This is a genomic window from Enterococcus sp. 7E2_DIV0204, from assembly GCF_002140855.1.
Classification (GTDB): domain Bacteria; phylum Bacillota; class Bacilli; order Lactobacillales; family Enterococcaceae; genus Enterococcus_L; species Enterococcus_L lemimoniae.
Window position 1 is genome coordinate 864,488 of record NZ_NGKY01000001.1, and the last position, 26,625, is coordinate 891,112.

The 26,625-nt window shown below is 37.6% G+C and carries 20 protein-coding genes; 9 read left to right on the top strand and 11 right to left on the bottom strand.

What is annotated here, in order from left to right; translation table 11 throughout:
* Positions 1 to 496: 496 nt before the first annotated feature.
* Together mfd and pth are read right to left on the bottom strand one after the other, a co-directional pair.
* Complete coding sequence (gene mfd, locus A5819_RS04155; RefSeq protein WP_086276930.1) at positions 497 to 4,030, bottom strand: transcription-repair coupling factor; 3,534 nt, start codon at positions 4,028 to 4,030, stop codon at positions 497 to 499.
* A gap of 393 nt (positions 4,031 to 4,423) precedes the next feature.
* The gene (gene pth, locus A5819_RS04160; protein WP_086276932.1) at positions 4,424 to 4,990 is read right to left on the bottom strand and encodes an aminoacyl-tRNA hydrolase; all 567 of its coding nucleotides are present in this window, start codon (positions 4,988 to 4,990) and stop codon (positions 4,424 to 4,426) included.
* 338 nt (positions 4,991 to 5,328) lie between these two features.
* On the opposite strand from pth, the gene A5819_RS04165 reads away from it, so the two are divergent.
* Positions 5,329 to 6,309, top strand: coding sequence for an L-lactate dehydrogenase (locus A5819_RS04165; RefSeq protein WP_025873392.1), 981 nt, complete (start codon positions 5,329 to 5,331; stop codon positions 6,307 to 6,309).
* A 43-nt stretch (positions 6,310 to 6,352) separates the two neighbouring features.
* On the opposite strand, the gene A5819_RS04170 is transcribed toward A5819_RS04165, so the two are convergent.
* The 4 genes from A5819_RS04170 to A5819_RS04185 form a co-directional block, all read right to left on the bottom strand.
* Positions 6,353 to 7,849 (bottom strand): aldehyde dehydrogenase family protein, encoded by a 1,497-nt coding sequence (locus A5819_RS04170; protein WP_176271355.1) that lies wholly within the window; start codon positions 7,847 to 7,849, stop codon positions 6,353 to 6,355.
* Between the two features lie 274 nt (positions 7,850 to 8,123).
* Complete coding sequence (locus A5819_RS04175) at positions 8,124 to 8,642, bottom strand: transcription repressor NadR (RefSeq protein ID WP_086276934.1); 519 nt, start codon at positions 8,640 to 8,642, stop codon at positions 8,124 to 8,126.
* A 20-nt stretch (positions 8,643 to 8,662) separates the two neighbouring features.
* Positions 8,663 to 9,505 carry a chorismate mutase gene (locus tag A5819_RS04180; protein WP_086276936.1) on the bottom strand — a complete coding sequence of 281 codons (843 nt, stop codon included), beginning with the start codon at positions 9,503 to 9,505 and terminating at the stop codon, positions 8,663 to 8,665.
* A 1-nt stretch (position 9,506) separates the two neighbouring features.
* Positions 9,507 to 10,223, bottom strand: coding sequence for an NAD-dependent protein deacylase (locus A5819_RS04185; protein ID WP_086276939.1), 717 nt, complete (start codon positions 10,221 to 10,223; stop codon positions 9,507 to 9,509).
* Between the two features lie 192 nt (positions 10,224 to 10,415).
* On the opposite strand from A5819_RS04185, the gene A5819_RS04190 reads away from it, so the two are divergent.
* Positions 10,416 to 10,715 carry a hypothetical protein gene (locus A5819_RS04190; RefSeq protein WP_086276943.1) on the top strand — a complete coding sequence of 100 codons (300 nt, stop codon included), beginning with the start codon at positions 10,416 to 10,418 and terminating at the stop codon, positions 10,713 to 10,715.
* Positions 10,716 to 10,799: 84 nt separating this feature from the next.
* On the opposite strand, the gene queG is transcribed toward A5819_RS04190, so the two are convergent.
* Positions 10,800 to 11,945 (bottom strand): tRNA epoxyqueuosine(34) reductase QueG, encoded by a 1,146-nt coding sequence (gene queG, locus A5819_RS04195; RefSeq protein WP_086276946.1) that lies wholly within the window; start codon positions 11,943 to 11,945, stop codon positions 10,800 to 10,802.
* A 306-nt stretch (positions 11,946 to 12,251) separates the two neighbouring features.
* Here queG and A5819_RS04200 point away from each other — a divergent pair, with 306 nt between their 5' ends.
* A complete protein-coding gene (locus A5819_RS04200; RefSeq protein ID WP_086276948.1) occupies positions 12,252 to 14,216 on the top strand; it encodes a MucBP domain-containing protein in 1,965 nt (654 codons plus the stop codon).
* 132 nt (positions 14,217 to 14,348) lie between these two features.
* Here A5819_RS04200 and A5819_RS04205 read toward each other — a convergent pair whose 3' ends face one another.
* Positions 14,349 to 15,395, bottom strand: a complete 1,047-nt coding sequence (locus A5819_RS04205) for a zinc-binding alcohol dehydrogenase family protein (protein WP_086276952.1) — start codon at positions 15,393 to 15,395, stop codon at positions 14,349 to 14,351.
* A gap of 225 nt (positions 15,396 to 15,620) precedes the next feature.
* Between A5819_RS04205 and A5819_RS04210 the strand changes: the two genes are divergently transcribed.
* The 4 genes from A5819_RS04210 (at position 15,621) to A5819_RS04225 (ending at position 20,092) form a co-directional block, all read left to right on the top strand.
* Positions 15,621 to 16,562, top strand: a complete 942-nt coding sequence (locus A5819_RS04210; RefSeq protein ID WP_086276955.1) for a MoxR family ATPase — start codon at positions 15,621 to 15,623, stop codon at positions 16,560 to 16,562.
* Between the two features lie 2 nt (positions 16,563 to 16,564).
* Complete coding sequence (locus A5819_RS04215) at positions 16,565 to 17,641, top strand: DUF58 domain-containing protein (RefSeq protein WP_086276958.1); 1,077 nt, start codon at positions 16,565 to 16,567, stop codon at positions 17,639 to 17,641.
* Positions 17,631 to 19,787, top strand: coding sequence for a transglutaminase family protein (locus A5819_RS04220; protein ID WP_086276962.1), 2,157 nt, complete (start codon positions 17,631 to 17,633; stop codon positions 19,785 to 19,787). Before A5819_RS04215 ends, A5819_RS04220 begins: the two co-directional genes overlap by 11 nt.
* Before the next feature lie 200 nt (positions 19,788 to 19,987).
* A complete protein-coding gene (locus A5819_RS04225) occupies positions 19,988 to 20,092 on the top strand; it encodes a putative holin-like toxin (RefSeq protein ID WP_086276965.1) in 105 nt (34 codons plus the stop codon).
* A gap of 349 nt (positions 20,093 to 20,441) precedes the next feature.
* On the opposite strand, the gene A5819_RS04230 is transcribed toward A5819_RS04225, so the two are convergent.
* Both A5819_RS04230 and A5819_RS04235 read right to left on the bottom strand, forming a co-directional pair.
* The gene (locus A5819_RS04230) at positions 20,442 to 21,503 is read right to left on the bottom strand and encodes a C45 family peptidase (protein WP_086276968.1); all 1,062 of its coding nucleotides are present in this window, start codon (positions 21,501 to 21,503) and stop codon (positions 20,442 to 20,444) included.
* Positions 21,504 to 21,532: 29 nt separating this feature from the next.
* A complete protein-coding gene (locus A5819_RS04235; RefSeq protein WP_086276971.1) occupies positions 21,533 to 23,179 on the bottom strand; it encodes a peptide ABC transporter substrate-binding protein in 1,647 nt (548 codons plus the stop codon).
* Positions 23,180 to 23,413: 234 nt separating this feature from the next.
* On the opposite strand from A5819_RS04235, the gene A5819_RS04240 reads away from it, so the two are divergent.
* Positions 23,414 to 24,514, top strand: coding sequence for an FAD-binding oxidoreductase (locus A5819_RS04240; protein ID WP_086276974.1), 1,101 nt, complete (start codon positions 23,414 to 23,416; stop codon positions 24,512 to 24,514).
* A gap of 48 nt (positions 24,515 to 24,562) precedes the next feature.
* Here A5819_RS04240 and A5819_RS04245 read toward each other — a convergent pair whose 3' ends face one another.
* Entirely contained in the window at positions 24,563 to 24,943 is a 381-nt protein-coding gene (locus tag A5819_RS04245; RefSeq protein WP_086276977.1) for a YbgA family protein, read from the bottom strand.
* Positions 24,944 to 25,155: 212 nt separating this feature from the next.
* Here A5819_RS04245 and A5819_RS04250 point away from each other — a divergent pair, with 212 nt between their 5' ends.
* A complete protein-coding gene (locus A5819_RS04250) occupies positions 25,156 to 26,625 on the top strand; it encodes a peptide MFS transporter (RefSeq protein ID WP_086276980.1) in 1,470 nt (489 codons plus the stop codon).

Consider the following 26,625-nt stretch of genomic DNA (forward strand, 5'->3'; position numbering starts at 1 on the left):
CGATAAACTGCACTTAACACTTTGGCAATAAACGATGCGACCGTTAAAATCGCCGCCCCTTGCATCATCGACCGCATTTCTTTGTGCGCCATTGCATTACCTCCGATTCTAAAAGCTGAATGAGCCCGTTTAGTCTCGACTGAAAAATAGAAAAAATCGATTGAGGTGCTTTTGCCTCACTCTATTTTTATCTTTTTCCCGAGAGACTAGCTCATGAAGCTAGATAAGTTTAAAAGCTGAACAGGCTCGTTTAGCTCTGACTGGAAAATAGGAAAAATTGACTGTGACGCTCTTGGTCACATGCGATTTTTATCTTTTCCCCGAAGAGCTAGCCTGTGAAGCTGGATAAGTTTAAAAGCTGAATGAGCCCGTTTAGTCTTGACTGGAAAATAGGAAAAATCGATTGAGGTGCTTTTTGCCTCACTCTATTTTTATCTTTTTCCCGAGAGACTGGCTCATGAAGCTAGATAAGTCTAAAAGCGTAACAGCCCCGTTTTCATTTTGCCTTAACAGTTACAGTCTTATACTTTTCTTGTCTCAAAGCTGTCGTAAACAAGGCAACTTCTTGCAGCCAAGTAGCTTCTTTCATGTCTTTAGGCAATTTCAAACGAATCGACATTTTTTCATTATCAACAGCAAGATCTGCTTTTAACTGAGTGTGTGATAATGCTTCAAAAATTTGTTCTACATTATACGTTTTCGTCCCGATTTTACTCAAGGTAAACGTAATTTCTTGTTGCCTCTTACGGATTGTTTCCACTAAGGCGCGATCACCATCCATTTTAATTTGCCCAGTTGTTAATAAATGAGCGACTTCATCGGGATATTCGCCAAAACGATCAAGAAGATCTGCTTCAAGTTCATCATACATATCTCTATTTTCAAGTTGACGAATTCGTTTGTAAATTTCAATTTTTTGACGTTCATCCGAAATATAACTAGTTGGTAAATAAGCGTCAATTCCTAGATCGATCTCAACAGATGTTTTTTGATCTTGAATAGTTTTCCCTTGTTTACGGGCAACTGCTTCTGAAAGCATTTGTGAATACATGTCAAACCCAACTGAATCGATAAAGCCATGTTGTTGAGCACCTAATAAATTTCCTGCTCCACGAATCGATAAATCCCGCATCGCAATTTTAAAGCCTGATCCTAGTTCAGTGAAGTCTTTGATCGCCTCTAATCGTTTTTCACTAACTTCGTTTAAAATCTTTTGCTGTTCGTACATAAAATAGGCATACGCTACACGATTGCTTCGACCAACTCTACCACGCAATTGATACAAGGTTGATAAGCCCATGTAATCAGCATTTTCTACAAATAACGTATTCGCATTTGGAATATCAACACCCGTTTCAATAATTGTGGTCGTCACTAACACATCGTATTGCCGTTCAATAAAATCAAACAAGGTATTTTCAAGTTGAACCTCGGTCATTTGCCCATGTGCATAAGCAATTCTAGCCTCTGGAACCAAGGCTTGGATTTCTTCCACTTTTTGCTCAATCGTATCTACACGATTATAGAGATAAAAAACTTGTCCATCTCGCGCCATTTCTCTTTCAATCGCTTCTCTAATCGCACCTGGATTATGCTCCATTACATAAGTTTGGATCGGATAACGATTTTCCGGTGGCGTTTCAATGACAGATAAATCACGTACGCCAAGCATCGACATATGCAGAGTCCTTGGAATCGGTGTTGCGGTCAAGGTTAAAACATCCACTTGTGCCCGCAGTTGTTTTAAACGTTCTTTATGTTTTACACCAAAGCGTTGTTCTTCATCGATCACCAGTAAACCTAAATCGCTAAATTGCACATCTTGAGAAAGTAAACGATGTGTTCCTACAACAATATCCAATTGACCATGTTTGATTTTTTCGATGGTTTCACTTTGTTGTTTTTTCGTTCTAAAGCGGCTTAATAAGCCTACTTCCACCGGAAACCCTTCAAAGCGATCCAACATCGTTTCATAATGTTGCTGAGCTAAAATCGTGGTTGGAACTAGAAAGGCAACTTGTTTATTGTTATTGATAGCTTTAAAAGCCGCACGTAAAGCGACTTCTGTTTTCCCATACCCCACATCACCAACTAATAAACGATCCATTGGTCGCGTTTTTTCCATATCATGTTTAATTTCAGCCGTACTACGTAACTGATCATCTGTTTCACTATAGGGAAATGCATCTTCAAATTCTTTTTGATACGCATCATCTGGTGGAAAAGCATAGCCTTTTTCCGATTCTCTGGACGCATATAATTGAATCAAATCATCTGCAATATCTTCGATTTTAGACGTAACTTTCCGCTTAGTTTTACTCCATTCACTACCGCCTAGTTTATTGACTTTCGGCGATTTCGCTTCCGAAGCAACGAATTTCTGAATCAGGTTTAGCTGAGTAACTGGAATAAACAACTTATCATCGTTTTGATATAAAATCGTGATGTAATCTTGGTGAACGCCATCGACTTCCAATGTCTGCATCCCAATATACTTACCGATCCCATGATTCGCATGAACAACATAATCGCCGTTCTTCAAATCACTATAGCTTTTTAATCTCTCTGCATTAGAAACAGTTTGACGTCTGGCTCTTTTTTTAGTCGTTGTATGGAAAATTTCTTTTTCTGTGATTGCTACGATTTTTTCAACAGGCAATTCAAACCCTGATTGCAATGAGCCTTCAACAATTTGAATTTTCCCTTCTATTAAACTATCGGCTGCAGCTGTCACACTTGCAATGTCAAAATCCCGAAACAGTTCTTCAACTTTTTGGCTCCGTTCTTTAGTTGGTACGAATACTACAACCGTTTGATCTTGTTTTTGCCAACGATCCATTTCGGTTTTTAACAATGGCATTTGACCAAAAAATTGTTGCATTGAACGATATTGAACATTATGGATTGCTTGAAAACGGAGATTGCCCATGCCTTTTTGAAATAACGAAAAGAAGGTTGTTGCAAAAGTCAATTTCCGTACCTGCCCATGAAACTCTAAACCAAAAGTCTGTTCAGGAAAAATGCGCATTTCTTCTAATTTAAGAACTTGCCATTCATTTTCTTCACGAATTATCTCACGTTCTGCCTCTAAGATACGAGCATAGTCATCAATAAAGACCAAGCTATCTTCTGGTAGATAATCAAGCAAGGTTGTTTTCGTTTCATATAGAAGGTCCGTGTAGTAATGGGCTGTATCGGTAGGAATCCCTTGATTCCAGGATGTTGCCAACTGACCAAAATAATCTTGGAGAAAGTCTTTTTCAGCAGCGTCTTTCGCAATTGCCACTCGTCTTTCTAAAGCATTCGTTAATTGTTTTTCCCCATGACTCAAGTCTGCTTTTGAAAAGACTAAGTCTGTCATCGGTGAAAGCGTCACAGATTCAATAGTACCAACCGAGCGTTGTGTATCTGCTTCAAAATAACGCAGTGAATCAATTTCAATATCAAACAACTCTGCTCGAACTGGATATTCTGAATTCAACGGATAGACATCGACAATACTGCCTCGAATACTGAAATCACCAGGTTTGCCCACTAAGGACTCACGTTGATAGCCCATTAAGACCAATTGCTGCGCTAAGGTATCTAGCTCAATTTCACCACCAAGTTCCCAGTGAAGCTGAGCTTGTTCCCAAGTCTGTTTACTCGGCAAGTACTTTCTTAACCCAGCTACAGGCACCACGATGATTCCCGCTTGATCTGTCAAAAGAAAGTTTAGAGCTGCAACCCTCTCTGCCCTAGCTTCCGGCGAAGAAAAAGCCATTTCAGCTGATAAAACCTCATCTACAGGAAATAGGTACACTTCTTCATCTGATAAAATATTACGAAAATCTTCGATTAGCTGATTCCCATAATAAAGATTTGGAACAGCCACAACGACTTTTTTATTTTTTTGTTTAAACCCACTGGTCATAACCAATGTCTTGGCTGAGCCTGCTAAACCCGTAATCAATTGGCGGGTATTTCCAGCTAGTTGCATTTGCCAATCTCGGACCAACTCACTTGCACCAATTCGTTCAATGATGTTCACGTTAGACTCCTCCTTATTTTAAAAGCGTAGCGAAACGCTAAGTTCCTGAACAATTTTAGGAAATCAACTTAAAGACGCTTTTGGTCTTTCAGATGATTTATCTAATTGTTGAGGGAACTGTTTCGCGAAGCTAGATAATTTTAAAAGCGGAACAAATCGGTTAATCCTGTAGAAAATTAGGAAATTGGCGTTGAAACGTTCTTTGTTTCACTGACAATTTATCTATTTTCATAAGAATTGATTTGTGTAGCTAGATAGTTTAAAAGCATAGCGGGCTCGTTCAGCTCCGACTGGAAATAGGAAAAATCGATTGTGGTGTCCTTTACCACAAACTATTTTTATCTTTTTCCCGAGGAGCTAGCCCGTGCAGCTAGACAACCGTTACCATTCTATTTATTTCCCATTAAATTGATTCATCGTATCAACAAACGTATGACCTTCACACGTATAAATCGCTGCATCAGCTGCATTTTTCACGGCTAATAAAATCTCTTCATGCTTGTCTTTAGGAAACCCAGTCAGTACGTGATGAACGACTGTGTTACTCCCGATAGGACGACCAATGCCAATCTTGATTCTTGGAAACACATTTGTTCCCAGATGTGCAATCAAACTTTTAATGCCATTATGTCCGCCAGCACTACCTTTTTCACGTAACCGAATTTTCCCAATTTCCAAATCCAAGTCATCATAAATCACAATCAATTCTTCCTCTTCAACACCGTAATAGGTCATTAAAGGGCCAACAGAACGACCCGATTCATTCATAAAGGTCAGCGGTTTGACCAACATGACCTTTTCTGTTCCTATAAAAAACTCAGCAATATCTGCTTCAAACTGGCTTTTATTAAATGTGGCATTGTAGCGCTGAGCAATCTCGTCTACCGTGATAAAACCAATATTATGTTTTGTTTCTTGATACTTACTTCCTGGATTGCCTAATCCAACAATCATTTTCATCTATCTATATTCTCCTTAACGAACGGTGCTTTTACCACCATTATTCATTCTCCAACACAAAATACCCGAGCAGGAAAATCCTCTGCCCAGTTTTTTTACAATTATACCATAAAACAAACCTTTGCCGATGCTTTTAAATTCTTAAAAAAGCTGTAAGCTTCATTTTACAGAAAGAAACGCTGGCAAAATCACAAATAGTGAAATAACGCACATGAAAGAGTTTTCTTATGAAACACCTTGAAAAACTGTATTAATTTAAAAAACAAAAAACGTGACAAACCTCACAAACGGTGGTATTATCATTGTGATAAAACAATTATCTGAAAGGAATGATACACATGACTGCAGCAGTTGGGAACAAAGACCACCAAAAGGTAATTTTAGTTGGAGATGGCGCTGTCGGATCTAGTTATGCTTTTGCCTTAGTCACTCAAAATATTGCTCAAGAAGTTGGTATTATTGATATAGATACAAAGAAAACTGAAGGAGATGCCGCTGACTTATCTCATGCATTAGCTTTTACTTCTCCTAAAAAGATTTATGCCGCAACATATGACGACTGTCACGATGCTGACCTTGTTGTTTTAACAGCAGGTGCCGCTCAAAAACCTGGTGAAACACGGATCGATTTAGTCCATAAAAACTTGAAAATCAACAAACAAATTGTTACAGCAATCGTTGATTCTGGTTTTAGTGGAATTTTCTTAGTCGCTGCTAATCCAGTTGATATTTTAACCTATTCTACATGGAAGTTCTCAGGATTTCCAAAGGAACGCGTTATTGGTTCTGGAACTTCACTTGATTCAGCTCGTTTCCGTCAAGCAATCGCTGAATTGGTAGATGTAGATGCTCGTAACGTACATGCTTATATTTTAGGCGAACACGGCGACACTGAATTTCCAGTTTGGTCACACGCTAACGTTGCCGGCTTACAAATTTACGAATGGGTTAAAAACAATCCAGATGTCGATGAAGAAGCGATGGTCAACTTATTCTTTAACGTAAGAGATGCAGCGTATTCAATCATTGAGAAAAAAGGTGCGACATTCTATGGAATCGCTGCTGCCTTAGCACGTATCACAAAAGCGATTTTAGATGATGAAGATTCTGTTTTCCCACTTTCTGTTTATTTAGATGGTGAGTATGGACAAAATGATATCTACATCGGTGCTCCAGCAGTAATCAACCGCCAAGGGATTAAACAAGTCATTGAAATTCCGTTGACAGATTCGGAAAAAGATCGAATGAATGCATCTGCTAATGCATTGAAAGAAGTAATCAAATCTGCTTTTGAAAAATTTGAAGCTGAAAATAATTAATTGTAAAAAGCATCGCAGCTAATTGGTTGCGATGCTTTTTGTATTAATTGTATAATCCGTCTGGCTCCTCTTTGGTCACAATATAAATATTCTTCATTTGTGTATAGGCATCCAGCATTGATTTATGCGTTTCACGTCCAATACCTGATTTCTTATAACCACCAAACGGTGCACCTGCTGGTAATTGATTGTACGTATTAATCCACATCCGCCCCGTTCTAACTTTACGAGCAACACGCAGAGCTGTGTTGATATTTTGTGAGAATACGGCTCCACCTAACCCATAATCAGATTGATTCGCTAAAGCAATCACTTCTTCTTCTGATTTAAACTTGATCACAGTTGCTACTGGACCAAATATTTCTTCTTGTGCAATACACATCGCATTGTTAGCGTCTGCTAATAACGTAGGTTCCAAAAATGCGCCTTTATCTAAGTCATTCTCAGTGATCTTACGTCCACCTGTAACTAGTTTAGCCCCTTCTTTTGTGCCAACCTCAACATATTTTAAAATATCCTTTAATTGTTTCTCATTGATTTGCGCACCCATTTGTACACCCGTTTCCCACGGGAGACCGACTTTGATACTCTCAAATTTTTCTTTCAGAGCTTCTATAAATGTATCGTAGATCCCCTCTTGAACAAAAACACGAGAACCAGCACAACAAACCTGTCCTTGGTTAAATAAAATCCCTAATTGAACACCTTCTAGCGCTCGCTCCCAATTCGCATCGTCAAAAATAATATTGGCCGATTTTCCGCCTAATTCTAAGGTTGCTGGTATTAGTTTATCTGCTGCTGCTTTGGCAACTGTGTAGCCAACTTCTGTCGATCCTGTAAAAGCTAATTTATCAAAGCCTTGGTGTTCCAACATATAGTTTCCAGAATCAGACCCTCTACCTGTGATTAAATTAACAACACCTTTTGGCAAAACTTGATCCAATAACTTGAATAGCTCCAGTAAACTTAAAGAGGTTGTCGAAGATGGATGAATCACAACTGTATTACCCGCAGCAATAGCTGGTGCTAACTTCCAAGCACCCATCAATAGTGGGAAATTCCATGGAATGATTTGACCTACGACACCAATTGGTTCTTTGAGTACGATTGATAATGTATCTTGATCAAGGTCCTTTACAGAACCTTCTTCTGCTCTGATCACTCCTGCGAAGTAACGAAAATGATCCGCAGTAGCTGGAATATCGATCGACATTGTTTCACGTAGTGGTTTACCATTATCCAATGTTTCAACTAAAGCCAAATGTTCTGTATTTTCATCGATCAAGTCAGCAATTTCCAACAATAATTTACTCCGTGTCGCAACATCTACCTCTTTCCACATCTCGAATGCAGCTTGTGCCGCCGCAATTGCCTGATCAACATCTTCATGTGTCGCATCAACAAACTCTGCCAATTCTTCTCCATTACTTGGATTGTAACTGGTAATTTTTTGATTCCCTGAACCATTTGTCCATTTGCCGTCAATATACAATTGATATGTGTCTTCCACCGTGTTACGAATATCGATTGGTCTACTCACTAAAAAACATCCCTTCTTATTTTTGGTTACGCTTACATTTTATATCTATAAAGTAAAAAAGTAAATAGAGATTTGTCATTTTTATTTTACAAATAAATAATGGTCTAATTAACGATCCTTTAAAAATTATTCTAAAAAAAGAAAAGATATGTTGTATTATCGTATTACGATAGCTACATGTTCACTAAATAGTTAAGAAGAGATCAAAGAATTTCACACAAAAAAACAATGACCCGAGATAAACTAGACTAGTCTAATCTCAAATCATTGTTTTTTATCCTTTATATAAAATATCTTTTAGCTCAAGTGCTGCTTTGATTTGTTGAAAAGCCACTTCATCTTTACAGCGAATCGTATGCAGATGAACACCGTCTGTCAGCTCAGACAATAAAGTCGTGCTGTTTTTTTCATAATTTTCGACAAACTCTGTTATTGCTTTTTTGGTCTTGATATGCAAACCACCAGTCAACTCACCGTAAATAGGATGCTCAACAATAACATCGATAACTTCTCCACCTAATGAGATAATCGTCAACAATTCATCTTCGGTTTGTGCGGGTGAGTGTTGACACGCAATTTTCCGAATAATCCCTTGCTGATCTTCTGCCCTTTCAAGTAAGTACCCTCTAGCTGTTGCAATAATTTCATACCCTGCCGCTCTTAAAAGTGCAACATCTCCTACCACGATTTGACGGCTGACCTTGAATTCTTTGGCAAAACGACTGGCACTGATCGGTTTTTCAGTTGTTTCTAATTGTAGTAAAATGGCTTCTCGTCTTTTTATGCCATCCATTCAAACCTCTCCTGTCATCTTTAATCTAGTTGTTTTTGTTGAAAGTGTTTGGATGCATCCATGATTCCTTGATACGTTTCTTTGATGACTTCTTGATAGTCTTCGTTTTGGACGTACGTCGCGATTTTAGTTAAAACTTCTTGTTCCCTATTTGTGTCTAAAATTTGTGTAGCGGACATCTTTTTGATTGCTACGATTGCTTCGACAACTTCCATGCGTTCTTCTAATAAAGCGACGATTTTTTTGTCTAAAGTATCGATTTTATCTCGTTGGCTCATTAGTGGGGACTGTTTGTTATCATCTAATTCGATTTCCTTGATGATTTTCGCAGGATTGCCGCCAATCACACAATTATCTGGAAATGATTTCGTTACCACAGACCCCGCTGCAACGACTACATTATCGCCCAACGTAACCCCTGGAGTAATCACAACACCACCACCAAGCCAAACATTATCACCAATCGTGATTGGTTTACCGTATTCTAAGCCACTATTTCTTTTAACTGGATGTAGCGGATGCGTTGCTGAGTATAGTTGTGCATTAGGTCCAAACATACAGTTGTCCCCAATTGTAATCGGGCAAATATCTAAGAAAATGCTATTGAAATTGGCATAAAAATTTTTCCCAACATGAATATTGAACCCATAGTCAAAGCTGATTGTCGGTTCAATATGACTACCTGTTCCAGTCGTACCAAAGGTTTCTTCAACTAGCTGACGTCTGATTTGTGCATCTTCTTCTTGATTGATCAGTTTCATTTGTTCTCTGGCAAATTTGCGCGCTGTCGCTAATTCTGGATCTGCAGCAAAGTATAGCTCGCCATCGATCATTTTTTGTCGTTCTGATTTAATTTTTTCCATATTAAAGCTCCTCTGTCACTATATTTTCAAAGACCTTCACTGCATCTTCTTTTAAGAAATAAGCCTCTCTGTTTAACTGAATCGGTGTTTGATTAATCACTAAAACGGTTGCCGTAGCTTTCGCGTAATGAATCAAATCACAAAATGGATGCACTTGAAAGCTAGTACCCATGATTACGATCAAATCAGCCTTTGCTACAGCTTCAATCGACACGGTTATCGCTTGTTCATCTAAGCCTTCTTCATATAAAACGATATTCGGCCGAATTTGTCCACCGCATTGCTCATGGTGATCAGAAACTAAATATACTTCTGCTGAAACAGCTTGACCACACTTCCTACAATAACAATCATACAAGTTCCCATGAAAATTAACTAATTGCTGTGTTTTTGCTTTTGCATGTAGGCCATCGATATTTTGAGAAATGACCCATGTATTTTTTATTTTTGCTATGTTGGCTATTTTCAAGTGGATACTATTCGGTTTCGCATTAGGATGATATAACGTTTGCACAAATGAATAAAATTTTTCTGGCTCCTCACGCATGCAGGTCTGGCTTAATAAGTATTCAGGGCGTTCGATCCCGTGATAAATACCAGATAGCGAGCGATAATCGGGTATGCCAGATGCTGTTGAAACACCTGCACCTGTTAAAAAGGTGATTTGTTCCGCCTGTTTGATTAAAGTGCGTGCTTTCGTTTCATCGATTGTTTGCATCGTCTCATCTCCTAATAGGTTTATTATAACGTAAAGATGGAGTGGAGAGAAAACATATTCGCACAAAAATAAAATTGCTGTCTTTCCTGCTAATTGAACTCGTTAAGAATGTTCCCTTTTTCACTGTCTTTTCATGACAAACAAAAGAGAACGTGATAGAATACATAATGTATAAAAGTGAGGTGAAACTTCGTGGTAGCATTTATTATTTATTGGGCAGCTATTTTAGTCTGTATCGCTTGGGGTGTTTTAAGCATCTGGTTTTCGATCTACTATCTTTCACGTAAAGAGAACGGAAATCTATGGGCGTTTGCATTCTTCAACGTTCTTGCAGCTATTGTTTTAGCAATTGTTTTAGTTATTTACAAAACGTGGGATTTCGATATTACAACTTATTCAAGCTTGATTTACACAATCTTAGCTTCATATGGTGTCTTAACAGTCTTACAAGCAATTTTAGGCCGCGAACCAAAAGAAGCTGCGAAAGCTTAATTCTTATTTGATGATTAAAAAGCACTGAAAAGGAATTCTTTTCAGTGCTTTTTTCGTTGGAATGAACTGTATAACAAACGTTGCTTAGCTCTCTAATCGTTTAATAGCATTTCTGATTTCCACAAGTACCTCTTCTTCTGGTTCTACTTCCAATAATTCATTCAAAACACCTAGCCATTTTTCCGCTTCTTTATTTCCTAGTTTTCCAATTGCCCAGATAGCCGTCCCTCTGATTACAGGACGCACGTCTTCTGTTGCACATCTGTAAATCTCTGGCAACGCACTGCGGTCACCTAAATTGGCTAATGCAATCAAGGCATTTCTTTGCAATGGCTTTTTCCCCCGCCAGGATCCTGAAAGATGCCCAAAGGTTTCTTTAAATTCTTTATTGGAAATGCTAAGCATCGGCTTTAGTTTAGGATAAACAGTATCAACCTCTGGTTCCATTTCTTTATGAAAATGAAAATCCTTCCCGCGATTATAAGGACAAACAAGCTGACAAATATCACAACCGTAGATAACATTATGCATTTTTTTTCGATATTCTTCCGGCATCATCTCTTTGGTTTGGGTTTGATAAGACAAGCATTTTTTGGCGTTCATACTACCATTCCCTAAAAGTGCTTGTGTAGGACAAGCTGTTACACACCGCGTACAATCGCCACAGCCAAATGCAACTGGTTTATCTACTTCAAAATCAATATTTGTTACGATCTCTCCTAAGTAAACAAAGGAGCCAAACTCTTCTGTGATCAACAAACCATTTCTTCCGATAAACCCTAACCCAGCACGTTGAGCAACCGCTACATCGACTAATTCTCCAGTATCAACTTGAGGTGCAAACCGCCATGCCTTAGTTTCTTCAAGACTTTCGGCTTGTGATTGAATAAAATCTATCAATTTCGCTAACCGATCTCGCAACACATCATGATAATCAATCCCCCATGATGCTCGGGCAAACATGCCTCTTTTTTCATCTCTTGGTACTTTTCCTTCTATTTTAGTAGGATAAGCTAACGCAATCGAAATAATTGTTTTTGGTTTCTCAAATGTTTTTTCAGGATAAATTCGCTCTTCAATCACTTGATGTTCAAAGCCTGAATTAAAGCCAAGTTCCCTTTGTTCTTTTAATGACTCTTCTAGTTCATAGAAAGGTTCCGCTGAGGCAAATCCAATCTTATCGATCCCTAGCCGCTTACTTTCTGCTATGATTTTTTGTTTTAATGACATGAGATACTCCCTACTTAAGATAGTACCTTCATTATAAGCTACCGCCTCAAAACTTGTCACCCTTTTGCTTTTATCTTTAATTTTCTATTTATTTCAAAATACAAAAAAGGGTAATTAAATTTTTTTCTCATCTAAAAAAAGATTAGAAGCGCCTAATTTCCAGTTTTCCCAAACTTTTTATTAATTTTATGTTATTTTTCATAAAAAAAATTTAATTTTATTTGTATTTTTATGATAAAATGATTTGTGATAATACATTTTTTATTATCTTCACACACTTTATTCTGAACTATGGAGGAACTACATATGAAAAACAGAACTATTACACCACTACATAAGAAAAGATCCGTCCGCACAGTTATGGTCCTAGCTCTTTTATCACCGACTTTGCTCACCACTTCTCATGTTTTCGCTGAAGATAGTCCCGCTGAAACTGAGCAAACCACGCCTGCAGTATCACAAGAAAGCGCTGAAACAAAAGAAGCAACACTTGAGTCTGCTACTGTTGAAAGTTCTAGCACAGAAGCAATCCCGGCAACAACAATTCCTGCGGAAAATGAAACAACGATGTCAACGACAGAATCTACCACAGAAAACGAAGCTGTACCAACATCGATCGCACCTAGAGCAGATACTATTGAAGTCGCTGATCCTGTTTTAAAACAAGCAATCGTTTCGTCAGTAGGTCTTCCTGCTGGCAGTGAACTGACACAAGCAGACATGGATCGTTTAACGAACCTTAATCTTAGTTCAACTCTAATCACTAGTCTTTCTGGATTAGAACACGCAACCAATTTAAGCTCTATTTACATGAATGTTAATAATAGCATAACCGACTTCAGTCCATTAGAACAGCTATCTTTGTTAACTTATGTTACGCTTCAAACCAAAAGTTTAACTAGCGCTAATTTCCCTGATCTAAGTAAAAATACCGGGTTGACCAATCTTAGTATAGCCGCTACAAGTATTGACAATGATGTCTTGCCTAAGATTGCTCAGTTAACCTCACTAACACGTATTTACATGGACACAAATATGAACATCACGTCTATTGCCCCTTTTAAAGCACTGCCTAATCTGACATCACTTTCTGTTCAGTTTTGTGGCATCACGGATTTTACTGTAATCAATGAATTCCCTGTGCTTAATAATTTGGCAGCATTCGGACAAAATACAGGTCGTACCGATCTGCCAACTACACTTGGCCGTTCTGCTTTAGACTATGACTTTGATCAAGAAACTTTATTTTTACCATTTTCAATGATGCCAAACCGAATGACGAACTTCGATGGTTATGTTCCACCGTTTACAACATCAAATTCTGCTAGTAATACGTACCTTGATTTCAACGGTACACAATTACCTGCAAATCGTCTCCAGATCACTGATTTAGGTATTACAGTTTCTGGGGTGACAGAAGATGAGTTTAAAAACCTTGCAAGTTTTGAATACAATGCACGGCTAAATAATCCAGCTGGAACTTATGCACAACCGGATGGTTTCACTTTCTATGCTATTTCATCAGGAACTTATTTACACCAATTCACTATTCTTGATGACGGCCAACCAGTTACCATTCATTATCAAGATGAAGCTGGAAAAGAGTTGTTAACTAGCGAAACGCGTTCTGGTTTAGTTGGGCAAACATTTGAGATCACAGCTCCAGAAATTACTGGTTATGAGTTAACAGAATTACCTGCCAATGCATCAGGTAGTTTCACTGATCAAGAACAAACAGTGACCTTTGTTTACAAAAAAACTTCTGAACCAATCATTGAAGGAACCGTGACTGCTTATTATGTTGACACAACGGGTACCGAGCTGAAAAAAATCGAGCAGACCGAAGCAGTTGGAACTCCATTTACAACAGAACAGCTAGCCTTCAATGGCTACACATTTAAAGAAGTAACAGGCAACCAAACAGGTCTATTTACGAAAGAAGCTCAGACAGTAACGTATGTTTATACGAAAGATAAAGATACAACAGAGCCAACTACATCGACTGATTCTTCTGAATCAAGTGAATCGACTGAAACAACTACGTCAAATACTGACAATAGTGAAACAAACGATTCCGCTAACCAGGTTCCAAATACTGCTAACGGAAACACGCCTTCACCAAAAGCAAGTGCAAAAGCGAATACAGCGGCTAAAAAGAATTTACCTGCTACAGGTGAACAATCAAGTTACGCTTGGTTATTCCTTGGTTTACTTGTCATTGGCTTCGTCAACTATCAATATGTTTTAAAAAAGGTAAAACAAAAAAAATAACCCTTAATTAAATAAAAAATACAAGAGTGAACAAAAGTGAATCCAATCTTTTGCCAGCTCTTGTGTTTTTTTGTTGTCCGGATAAACTAACGGCCTTGCTTGTCTCTTGATTTACAACATCACTTACGATTATTAGTTAGGTTCCCCGTTAAACCGTCCGCTGATTACGACCTTCCCATTCATATGCCCTGTTTCCACATCTGCAGTAGCTTTTTTCAAATTGGCGGCATTGATCCCATTAGAATAGACTTTACCTACAGTCGCCATAATTTCCCCTGCTTCTATCAGTTGCGCTATCAGGGCTAGTATTTGACCTTGTGTTTCAATTCGATCCTGATAATCTGTTTTAGCAAACATATATTCCCAATCAAAACTAACTGACTTGTTTTTCAAAAGACTTATGTCTAAAGGCTCTTCCACACCTACGATCGTTCCAACATGCCCGAAAGGTTTGATCACTTCAGCTACTGTGGCAAAGTACGAACTGATATCAAATAAAACCGCTACATAATCCACCTGCTGAACCGCCAATTCTGCTAAACTCTGTTTTAAATTTTCGTGATAGTCAAGAGGATACGTTACGCCATTTCTCTTTAACCTATCAAAATTTCTAGGACTAGCCGTAGCGTAAACCGTCAGACCAGCCCAAGCAGCCAATTGCGTCAATATCGAACCCACACCACCTGCTCCGTTGATGACTAAAATCGTTTTGCCCTGATTAGCCTGTTTTTTTGGAATCAAGCCGAATTTTTCAACTAATAATTCATAGGCTGTCAAAGAAGTAAGGGGGAGCGATGCCGCTTCTTCATCGTTTAAATTGCTAGGAGCTAATGCCGCAATTGCTTCATGTACTAATTGAAATTCTTGATTACTACCAGCTCGTTTCGTTGTCCCTGCATAATACACACGATCACCTATAGAGAATTTTTTGACATCCTTACCCACAGCGACAACTTCGCCGACCCCATCAAAACCTAAAACATTTAAAGTCGTTTGTTTCTTTGTTGTTTGTCTTAGCTTTATATCGACAGGGTTAACAGAGATAGCCTTAACATTGACCAGAATGTCTTGGCCTGCTGGGATCGGAATCGGTTTGTCTTTATCAATAAAGCTTGCCTCATTCGTAATAGGGAATCCTTCAAAAAAACCGACTGCTTTCATTTGAGTTTTTTTATCCATTCGTTTCGTTCCTCCAATTAACTATTTATTCATTAGTATGAACTCAATCGTTTAAGATGAACATTGATTTGTCTCATTCCTTTGTCTTTTTATGTACTATATTAAGAAACTCTTATGACATCTTGCAACAGACGAATGTTATCTATACAATAAAATAAAATACATCTATTATCAAGCTTGGCTGATCTATTTTGCTTAACTTTTACAATAAGGAGATTACACAATATGCTTGAATCCGCACACACACAAATCACATCATTGATCGATGAAATGGAAAAAGTTATTTTAGGAAAACGTGAGATCTTACAATTAACTGTGACCGCTTTCTTAGCTGGCGGTCATGTTTTACTTGAGGACATACCCGGTGTTGGTAAAACGATGATGGTCAAGACTTTAGCAAAAGCTACACATGGTAAATTTAATCGAATTCAATTTACCCCTGATTTACTGCCTAGTGATATTTTAGGTGTTTCTATTTACAATACAGCTGAACACCGATTTGAATTTCATCAAGGGCCAGTCTTTACAACCGTTCTATTAGCGGATGAAATCAATCGAACAACGCCTAGAACTCAAGCAGCTTTGTTGGAAGCTATGTCTGAAAAACATGTAACGATCGATAATCACACGTATCCATTAGATGAGCACTTCTTTGTCTTAGCAACTCAAAACCCGTTAGATTATGAAGGAACTTATCCTTTACCAGAAGCTCAGCTAGATCGCTTTTTATTTAAACTACAGATTGGCTATCCTGAATTTACAGATGAACTTAATTTAATTTTGAATCAAACTGGGCATGAGCTAAATCGAGTACGACAAATCTTGAATGCTTCTGAAATCAGTCAGTTAAAAAGGATTGTTGACGATATCTATGTAGATCCTGTAGTTGCTAGATATGCTTTGCAATTAGTTCATGTTACTCGAAATCATGACGGAATAGCTCTCGGAATCAGTCCACGCGGATCCGTTTCATTTATACAAGCAGCTAAGGCATTTGCGTTAACCGAAGGAAGAAATTACGTTACGCCTAGTGATTTACAACAAATTTTACCTGCAACTTTTGGTCATCGCTTGCTATTAAAAAGTGGAGAACCAGCCACACCAAAACAATTAGAAGCTATTTTTGAGCAGTTACTTAAACAAGTACCCGTTCCAGTTAGGAAATAGTTATGAAACGATATTTGATCAATAATCTTATCCGAGCTATCGGTATCGCTCTTTTTTACACTGCTGTTTTTCTATATGCAATTATTTTTAACAATCCAACTGGTTGGTTACTGTTTTTCTTTTTGCTATTTTTATTGTTGCTAGATATTTTGACTTTGCTGCCTTCTCTAAAAAAAATTAAGGTTGAATCAATAGAAAAAACGATTTACAGAGTCGATCAATCAAGTAACATTCAAGTAGAACTCTTTCGCTATCGTCCAACACTGTTGCCAATTCCAACACTCATGATTTTTTTAAGCGAAGATAGCGCAACAAACAACCACTATTTAGGTCTATATTCAGGACAGCGAAAAGATCTGACTTTTGAGTGGCGCCCTTCCCAAAGAGGCATTTTTCAAGAGCTTTCATTTGTCCTTGTCAGTACTGACTTATTTCGACTATTCTCTAAACAATATGTGGTCAAGGCGACAGGTCCATTTGTGGTCATGCCTACGTTGCAGATAGATGTAGCAGAACAACTTTATCACCAACTAGTGAGCTCAATGGTAAATTTTACTACCCCTTTTGGGAATCAAACTTTTTCGATTCGAAGTTTCCGCAACTATCAAGTAGGAGATCCGTTCAATTTAGTTGATTGGAAACTATCTGGAAAAAGAAATGAATTGATCGTGAAAGAATACGAACAAGAAGCCGAAACAGAAACTCATTTTGTATTTTATGGTTTGGCTCATGAAAAATTTGAAGAACTTGTTTCTATCTATTATTCATTTATTCACTTCGTTGAGCATAAACTATCGTTTCAACAAACGATTCTAGCTGACATTCCTGATGCTGCACTAAAAGAATTTACCATGGCCACCGTAGCTCCTTTGTCACAGGAGTGTGCTCTACCTTCTTATTCAAATAAAAAATTAGTGATTTTTACGCCTTGTAAGACACCTCAGTTAGCTGAACAATTAAATCATTTAGCGAAGACAAATGAGCTCTGTTTAATGACGTTCGAGGAAGGGGTTCTCGCTTTTCTTCGGAAAGATCAAGTAAGCTCGCTCCATAAAGGAGGTCCTATTTTTGAAAAATAGTCTAAAAGAAAGATGGCCTTTTGCACTGCTCAGTTTTTTTATCTTAATAACAACTGCTCTGCCTTTTTTAAAAGTCTATAATCTAGCCCAGGCAAACACATTCTTTTTCGTTGGGATGTTGGCATTGGTTTGTTCTATGACTTTACTTGTCAAAAACCAATTAGTTATTTTACCGTTTTATATGCTTAGTTATTCGTTCACACTTTACTATTATTTCCCTTTTTCTCGATCATTCGGCTTTTCTTGGTTCGGTGTTTTTGTTCAGAAAATGCTCGTCACCTATCCAAAAATGATTAGCGGGGAAATTAATTACTTACCTGATTTTTTTGCTTTGGCGATTATTTTGTTTTTACTGATTTTATTAAATGTACTCTTGATCCGTTATGAGCGGTGGCTACTCGGCACTTTGTTGTTGATTGGTTATTTGCTTATGTTGTCGGTGTTTAATCGTTTAAATTTAGGGCTTCACGTTATTTTGATCACAAGTTTTGCCATTCTTTTTTATGGATTGAAACACACGCCGAATTGGTTGGCTAAACAAGTCAAATTGAAGCTATTTTTATTAAGTAGTACTGCGCTGTTCCTGATTGCTGTCGGCTCGTATTTCTTTCCTGTGCTATTTCCTCGATCACAGATTTTTTTAATTACGCAAACTGCAAGCATTCGTGATTACGTAAATCAACAAGGAATCTATCAAAAAATTGAGGGTTATGGCAGTGACTCTTTGGCTACAGCTGGTTTTAGTGAAAATAACGCTCAATTAGGCGGACCTTTGTCAGATGATCGATCGGTACTTTTCACTGCCAAACAGACCAGTGAGCATTATTGGCGTGTGGAAACCAAAAATTACTATACTGGAAAAGGTTGGAAGAATACTTCTGAAATAGTCACAACAGCTGTAGAACAACCCTTGATTCTCGCTACAAATCCTGAATATCAAGGGACTTTAGCTGCTGAAACAAGCATCACATTGACTTTTAACGCACCAAAAGACTATTTGCCTTATCCTTACGGAACAATTTCACTCCAACTTAACGAGCTTGGAAAGGTAGAACAAATCAAAGATAAACAACGGATCAATCTTATGTCGAAGCCTAAATCGATTCAGTTTACTTGGCAAAAACCTACATTTACACAAGAATCGTTGATGCAAGTACCTTATCAAATTTCTCTGGATGAACAGAATAGTCAAATTCCCGTGACTACACCCAGTCGTATCAAAGAATTAGCTATTTCAATTACTGAAAATCAAGTCACTCTTTACGATAAGGTCAAAGCCGTTGAACACTATCTAAAGCAAGAGGGTGGTTATCGCTATTCAAAAACGGATACACCTTTTACTCCACAAAATGAGGATTATGTTGATCACTTTCTTTTTGAGTCAAAAGTTGGTTATTGTGATAATTTCTCCAGTGCTATGATAATCTTACTTCGGTCAATCGGTATTTCTAGTCGTTGGACAAAGGGATTTTCACCTGGGGAACTCACGCGCTCTGAAAATGCGGGATATCAAGAATATGCCATTAAAAATAGCGATGCTCATTCTTGGCCGGAAGTTTACTTTGAAGGATATGGTTGGATCCCGTTTGAACCCACACCAAGTTTTACCAACGAAGTTAGTCAAACTACAACGACAACTACTTCTAACTCAGAAAAGACAATTGAAAGCTCAGCAGAAACCACTGTATCTTCTGAAACAAAAAATCAAACTGAAGCTACTTCTAGTAATTCAGAGCCTGTCACTAAAAAAAGCACACAAGATTCTGTAAGTAGCCCATGGCTTCAAGTTTTACGTAATATAGCTATTGGCTTATTAATTATCTTATTAGTAGTCGGCAGTTTCTTTTTGAAAAAGTACTTTTTCTTGCTACGTTTTAGCCTGACTCTAAAGCTTTATCCAAAGCAGTTTGCTAAAGCTTACTCGCTATTATTACGCAAAGCAGAACATATTTTACCGCGACAGCTCGATGAACCCTTAACTAGTTATACTCAACGGTTTGAGCATGCGTATGTACAATTTCACGGTAGTTTCATCCAATTGACGGAGTTATATGAGCAGGATTTATATGGCGATGTAAAAGCTAAAAAAGTAAATTATGCAGGGCTATTGAAGCATACAGCTCGATTGTTGACTCGTTTGAAGTAACATAGCATTTAAACATATAACGCTACTATACAAACAGGACTATGAGAAAATATACTCGTATTAAGTCAAAGTAAAAACAACTTAAATAGCCTATTGTATGATATACTAAACATTGTAGAAAAGTTATGACGGTGGCTACTTCCGAAGGGTGGTGGTGCTTATGAAAGTAAGTACTAAAATCTACGAAAGGAGAAAGCCTTTTGTCTGCATTAGAAACAATTCAATTGATTCTAAGTTTTGGTATGTTTACCATGGCTTTGATTAAATTGATTGTAGATATGCTAAAAAAAGACAAAAAAAAATAACCGTCTTATCTTTAGCAGGATAACGGTTATTTTTAACCTATAAAAAAATGCTACCGTCTTACACGGTTCTACATAAGAGGGATATAGGCTAACATATCCCTCTTTTCATTGTCATTATATCACTATTTTATAAAATTAGCTAATTTTATAATAGATCAAAATTTCCAAAAATCACCAGTAAAACTAAATTATCATTACTATAGAATTATAATTTTACATTTTGTTTTTTGGTATTTAACCAATGCTCAAAATCACTTAGTCCACAAAGTCAGTTCTTTAACCTAGATAACTTGCATTATCCAGTCTTAAATAGCCATTAGTCCCCTCTAGAAAAAGTACCTGAGTTTTCTTATCCAAACCATTGTTTAAACTGATACGTATGAAATGGCTGTTCACATGCATTCCCAAAGGCTAAATGCATATTTCCTTTTCCTAAATCAAAAACCATCGAAGCTAATGATTTGGATAGCGGGTGCTCTGGCGAAGGATGATTACAAACACTTTTAGGAAAATTCCGATGATTGGCTAAGAACTGTTTCCCTAACTCCATATCAATAATTCCAACATTTTCATTTACGATTGCTTCCATTGCTTCAAAACGAGAATGAGAGGTTTTAGAGCCGCCTTCTTCTGGTTCTTCTAGGGCAATACTATTATGATTGGCGTGAATCATAACATCCGCTGGTGCATGCTCATAAATTTTGTTTGGAAAACACTCAAAACTTGCGATTCCTTCAGTTGAATGTGATAGGCTAAACTGATTCGGCACAGCATGAGGAATGCTGTACAGATACTCACGCGCTTCTTTTAAGCTTCTCTTGTTGAGCAACTCTCTGATGATACCTGCGGTCGGCAGACCAGCCTGCCGCTGTCCATTATCGATATAGGTCCACATCACCGCTAAGCCGTAATTATTCATACCCATATAGGCTGGAATGCCTGGATGACTGTAAATCAACGCTTCAAAATCAGTCTCGCTATCAATATGATGGACGACGCAATCAACTTCTGAGCGGTATTCGTCCAATCTTTCATCATTAGTTTGCCCACAAATCACGGAGCCATCGAGAGTCGCATTTCCTTTAGCAGCAAATGAGGTACATTTATCACTGATCAATTCATCAAAAAATGAGCGTTCATAAATAGTGTACAGATACAAAATCTCTTGAAAATCTATGCCACTTCCTTGGGCTACGCCTTCCATTTCTGCTACTACGTTCGGTGCGAATTTTTCTGTGTAATCAAGATACGTTTGTGCTTTTGCCAACCATTTATCCACGATTTCAGTTGGATCTTTATAAAATAATTTTTGACTGGATAAATTCGTTTGAATCTGCATTTTTAATATTTTACCGATTTCAACTCCGCGTTCAAAGGCTGAGCCTGTTACTTGAATATATCGGTGAATCATCTAATCCACTCCTTCTCAACTTTCAATTGCTACTCAATAAATGTCCATTTATAATCATACTCTGGTCCAGAAGGCAAAATACCTTTGACTTTAGGATTTCGTAAATGGGCCTCAGCTTTTTGATAGACTGGACAAACACCCATTGTATCCATTAAAACCTTTTCTGCTTCAAGTAAATCTGTCCACCGTGCTTTTGGATTCCCTGCATCAGTCATAGCAGATGCTTTCAAATACTTATCGAATTCTTTGTTATTATATTTACCACTATTATTGATATTATCAGATGCAAATAGTTCTAAAAATACACTAGGATCATTATATTCTGCACCCCAACCGACTAAGATCATATCAAAATCACCTTGATTGCCACGCTCTAGTCGAACGGAAAGCGGTACAGAAGAAACTTCTACCGTGACCCCTTTCAAGGTTCCTTGAATTGCACCTTGCATGTATTCTACCACTTTTTTAGCTGAATCAGCATCGGATGAAAGTAAATTGATTTTAAGCGTGTCGATCCCCAGCTCTTTTTGGGCTTTTTCCCAGGATGCTTTGGCTTTTTCTGGATCATATTTCAAATGATTACCAGAATCTTTCACAAAATCAGCTTCGGTTTCAGGATTGAAGGACATATTTTTAGGGACTAATCCTGTTGCTGCAATCGAGCCATCACCTAATACTTGATCAACTAACGTTTGACGATCTAAAGCATATGAAATAGCTTTACGGATATTTTCATTTTGAAATTCTTTTTTGGTTTGGTTATATTCAACATAGGTTGCATTCGACATATCTTGTGAGAAGAATGCTGGATCATCAACCATTTGTTGAGCTAATTCGCCTGTTACAACGATGTCGTCTGTTTGACCATCCTGAAACAGATTTAAAGCAGTCGCATCTTCTTTGACTACATCAAAATTGATTTTCTTCATCTTAACGTTGGCTTGATCCCAATATTTTTCATTTTTCACATAGCTCCATTTGGTATCCGTTCCTGCCCCTTCAAAATCGCTTAGGACAAAAGGGCCGTTGTAAACCATATGTTCACTTGAGCTGGCATATTTTTCCCCACTTTTATTGATTGTTTTTTCATTTTGCGGGAAAAATGGCGGTAGTGACAGTAGCGATTCCATATAAGGAACAGGCGCTTCCAGTGTCACCTCTAGCTCATAATCATTTAACACTTTTATGCCTAAATCTTCTGCTGGTGCTTTACCGTCCATGATTGCTTGATAATTTTTGATTGATTCAAATAGATAAGCAACCTCAGAAGCAGTTTTGGGTGCTACCGTCCTTTGCCATCCATAAACATAATCTGCTGCGACTACTGGATCACCATTTGACCATACTGCATCTTCTCGTAATTTAATGGTGTAAGTTAAACCGTCTTCACTGATTTTAGGTGATTCAGCGGCACCTGCTGGAATTAATTTTCCATTCTTATCAGCACGGAATAATCCCTCACTGGTATTTTTCAATACACCCCACCCAACGACATCATTTGTAACCGATGCATCGATTGACGGAATTTCTTGTTTAGCAACAACAGAAAATGTTTGTTCATTGTTTGCTGATTTTTGACCAGAATCACCAGTCTTTGCTCCACTAGAACCGCATCCATTCAATAAAATGGTCAAGCTTACAGCCGTTAGCAAATACCCTAATGTTGTTTTTCTCATTTCGTAACCTCCTATATATTTAAGCTGTATTGCAACTAACAATAACACTCATTATCATACCATAATAAAAAAGGCTTTTCTCATTAAATTCCTGTTATTCTTTTATCAAATTTTCTCCATAGACTTACTATCGCAATTAGAACAGCCGCTTACTCTTCAGATTGACTTGCATCTAAGTCGATCTTATGTAACAATAAATTACTTAATTCTAGATGTATACAAAAGGAGCAACTTATGAAAAAATTAGTGATTATCGGCGGCGGGATCATTGGGATGACTTTAGCCAACTATATTGATCTAAAAAAATACAGTGTAACGATTTACGACAATCCTGTTGGACAAGCAACCAAGGCAAGCGCAGGAATTATTTCCCCTTGGTTGTCTAAGCGACGCAATAAACAATGGTATCAACTAGCAAAAGATGGGGCAGCGTTCTATCCTAAACTAGTACAAGATTTTGATTTGGCCGCCAATGTTTATCGACAAACTGGAACATTGATCCTTAGAAAAGATGGAGAACTTGAGCCGTTAATGGCTTTGGCCAAAGAACGGAAGCAGGCAGCACCTGAAATTGGGGATATTCAATTATTGACCGGTGAAAAAGTCACAGAAAAGCTGCCGTTATTAAAAACAGCATCTGCCTTATTTATTACAGGCGGTGGAAAGTTGGATGGTGCCAGTTACTTAGAAACATTACGACAACGAGCAATTGCTCAGGGCATAACTTTAAAAACAGCTTTCGTCCAACTCAATCAACAAAACGATCACTGGCTCGTTAATACTCAAAATGAAACAGAAGCTTTTGATGCTATTGCATTATGTGCAGGACCGGGATTGCCTCATTTATTACAACCCTTGGGATTTACTACAGATATTAGACCTCAAAAAGGACAACTATTAGCCTTTGATACACCTTATAAAAAGAGTGGCAGCTGGCCAGTTGCCATGCTAGATGGCGAGAGCGATCTGATTCCTTTTGAAAACGGACAAATTTTAATCGGTGCAACACATGAAAATGACGGTGGCTATGATCTAACACCAACAACGGAAGCTTTTTCTCAACTGAAAGAAAAATCAGTGCCTTTTCTGACAGAATTATCTTTTTTTGAAAAATATCCAGCAAACTATCGTGTGGGAACCCGTGCCTATACCTCCGATTTTGCTCCTTTTTTCAACTGCTTACCAAATAATCCAACAGCTGTCGTTGCAAGTGGTTTAGGTTCTTCTGGTTTGACAACTGGTCCTTATATTGGCTATTTATTAGCTGATTACTTTAATTCTGGACAACAAGATTGGTTGAACTACCAAAAAACAATCAATCATTATTTGAAATAACATCTAAAAAAACAGTTAGTCGTCGAAGACAAACTAACTGTTTTTTTATCACGCTTTCGGAAAAAGCAATACGGATTGAAGTAAATATGGCTCCTGATACTTAACTGTTAATTTTTTTAGAAAAGGCAATACTTCATCCTCATTGATAGAAAAGTTTTCTATTAATGATTGATAATGTTGACGTTCCTCATCTGTTGCTTTCGTTTTAAAGTATCCCCAGACATGTTGATAGGCGTTTAGCAGATCTCCTTTTTTAGTTGGTTGGGCTAACGCATGTTGAAGATACTTACGAAATGCCCATTCTTTTTCAGTATCCCAATTATTATCTGCAAATAGTTTTCTGATTGCCTTGTAGTCAGGTTGGGATTTTGCTAAAACCAGATATTTCAATGAAGCCCATTCTTTTTGGCGTTCGGCTATTTTTTTCAAAAAAAACTCTTCCTTTCTATTTTAGTCCATTTCTTTAGCAACTCCTTACTATTAAATTTGAATGAATAAACCAGCTATTTTTCTTATAGTCTATTCATGAAACTTTATGAAGTTTAAAAGAGTAACAGTTTACAATATATCGTATATATTTTTTCAGAAATTCTAGGTTAAATGAATTTTCTGAATATTAAAAAGAATTGAGGTTATTTTTTATGGATGAGCAGCAGTTAGACAAGTCGTTCTTGGGGCAACCCAAAGGATTGTCTACACTCTTCTTTACTGAGATGTGGGAAAGATTTAGTTACTATGGTATGCGAGCAATTTTACTGTATTATATCTATGATACGGTCGCAAACGGCGGATTGGGCTTACCGAAAGAAACAGCTTTAGCCATCATGTCGATTTACGGCTCATTAGTTTTTATGTCCAGTATTGTTGGTGGTTGGATCTCTGACCGGGTATTGGGTGCTAGAAAAACGGTTTTCTTCGGCGGAGTATTCATCATGGTCGGACATATTGTTTTAGCAACACCGTTTGGAATTGGCGCATTATTTCTTTCGATTCTTTTGATTGTGATTGGAACTGGAATGTTGAAACCGAATGTTTCTGGTATGGTGGGACATCTTTATTCAAAAACAGATACACGTCGTGATGCTGGTTTTTCTATTTTTTATATGGGCATCAATATTGGTGCGTTGTTAGCACCCTTAGTTGTCGGAACATTAGGCCAAACATATAATTATCATGTCGGCTTTTCTGTTGCTGCATTTGGGATGTTTTTCGGTTTACTACAGTATTACTTGCAAGGGAAAAAATCATTAGCAGGTATTGGCTTAAAACCAACCAACCCAATTGGAACAGAGGAACGAAAAAAGTTTATTCGATCATTAGTGATTGCGCTTCTCTTTATTATCGTTCTTTTTGGTGGAGCCTTTTTACTAGGTCATTTGACCATCGGTTTTTTCATCAACAGTGTTAGTATTTTAGGGATCTTGTTGCCAGTTTATTATTTCACCAAGATGTTGACTTCTAAGAATGTTACTGCAGAAGAAAAACCAAGAGTACTTGGCTACATCCCTTTATTTTTAGCTGGTATCGTTTTTTGGTCATTAGAAGAACAAGGCTCTTCAATTTTAGCATTATTTGCGAGTGAACGGACGAATGACACCCTATTCGGCTTTTCCATCGCCCCAAGTTGGTTTCAATCTTTAAATCCAATTTTCGTTGTGATCCTAACACCTGTTTTTGTAACGTTATGGACGCGATTAGGGAAAAGACAACCATCTACTGTGGTTAAATTTTCATTTGGCTTAGTTTTTGCGGGTCTGTCTTTCGTATTGTTGATGTTTCCGGGATTGTTATATGGGACGAATACCAGAGTTAGTCCGTTATGGTTGTTCTTTAGCTTCTTTATTATGATCATAGCTGAGATGTGTATTTCTCCTGTTGGTCTATCAATTACAACAAAACTTGCTCCTAAGGCTTTTGAATCGCAAACAGTTGCTATTTGGCTATTAGCGGATGCCGCTTCACAAGCAATCAATGCTCAGATCGCACGTTTTTATACTCCCCAAACGGAATCAGCGTATTTCGGTATCATAGGGATCATCGCTGTAGTGGCGGGTATCTTGCTACTCTTTTGTAAAAATCCAATTAAAAAATTAATGGGTTCTATTCATTAA

Coding starts and splice junctions, on each gene's coding strand:
- queG (WP_086276946.1), bottom strand. CDS start 11,945: ATGTCATTAAAACAAAAAATCATAGCAGAAAGTAAGCGGCTAGGGATC.
- A5819_RS04240 (WP_086276974.1), top strand. CDS start 23,414: ATGAAAAAATTAGTGATTATCGGCGGCGGGATCATTGGGATGACTTTA.
- A5819_RS04215 (WP_086276958.1), top strand. CDS start 16,565: ATGAAACGATATTTGATCAATAATCTTATCCGAGCTATCGGTATCGCT.
- A5819_RS04230 (WP_086276968.1), bottom strand. CDS start 21,503: ATGATTCACCGATATATTCAAGTAACAGGCTCAGCCTTTGAACGCGGA.
- A5819_RS04180 (WP_086276936.1), bottom strand. CDS start 9,505: ATGGAAAAAATTAAATCAGAACGACAAAAAATGATCGATGGCGAGCTA.
- A5819_RS04200 (WP_086276948.1), top strand. CDS start 12,252: ATGAAAAACAGAACTATTACACCACTACATAAGAAAAGATCCGTCCGC.
- A5819_RS04205 (WP_086276952.1), bottom strand. CDS start 15,395: ATGGATAAAAAAACTCAAATGAAAGCAGTCGGTTTTTTTGAAGGATTC.
- pth (WP_086276932.1), bottom strand. CDS start 4,990: ATGAAAATGATTGTTGGATTAGGCAATCCAGGAAGTAAGTATCAAGAA.
- A5819_RS04250 (WP_086276980.1), top strand. CDS start 25,156: ATGGATGAGCAGCAGTTAGACAAGTCGTTCTTGGGGCAACCCAAAGGA.
- A5819_RS04210 (WP_086276955.1), top strand. CDS start 15,621: ATGCTTGAATCCGCACACACACAAATCACATCATTGATCGATGAAATG.
- A5819_RS04185 (WP_086276939.1), bottom strand. CDS start 10,223: ATGCAAACAATCGATGAAACGAAAGCACGCACTTTAATCAAACAGGCG.
- A5819_RS04175 (WP_086276934.1), bottom strand. CDS start 8,642: ATGGATGGCATAAAAAGACGAGAAGCCATTTTACTACAATTAGAAACA.
- A5819_RS04165 (WP_025873392.1), top strand. CDS start 5,329: ATGACTGCAGCAGTTGGGAACAAAGACCACCAAAAGGTAATTTTAGTT.
- A5819_RS04235 (WP_086276971.1), bottom strand. CDS start 23,179: ATGAGAAAAACAACATTAGGGTATTTGCTAACGGCTGTAAGCTTGACC.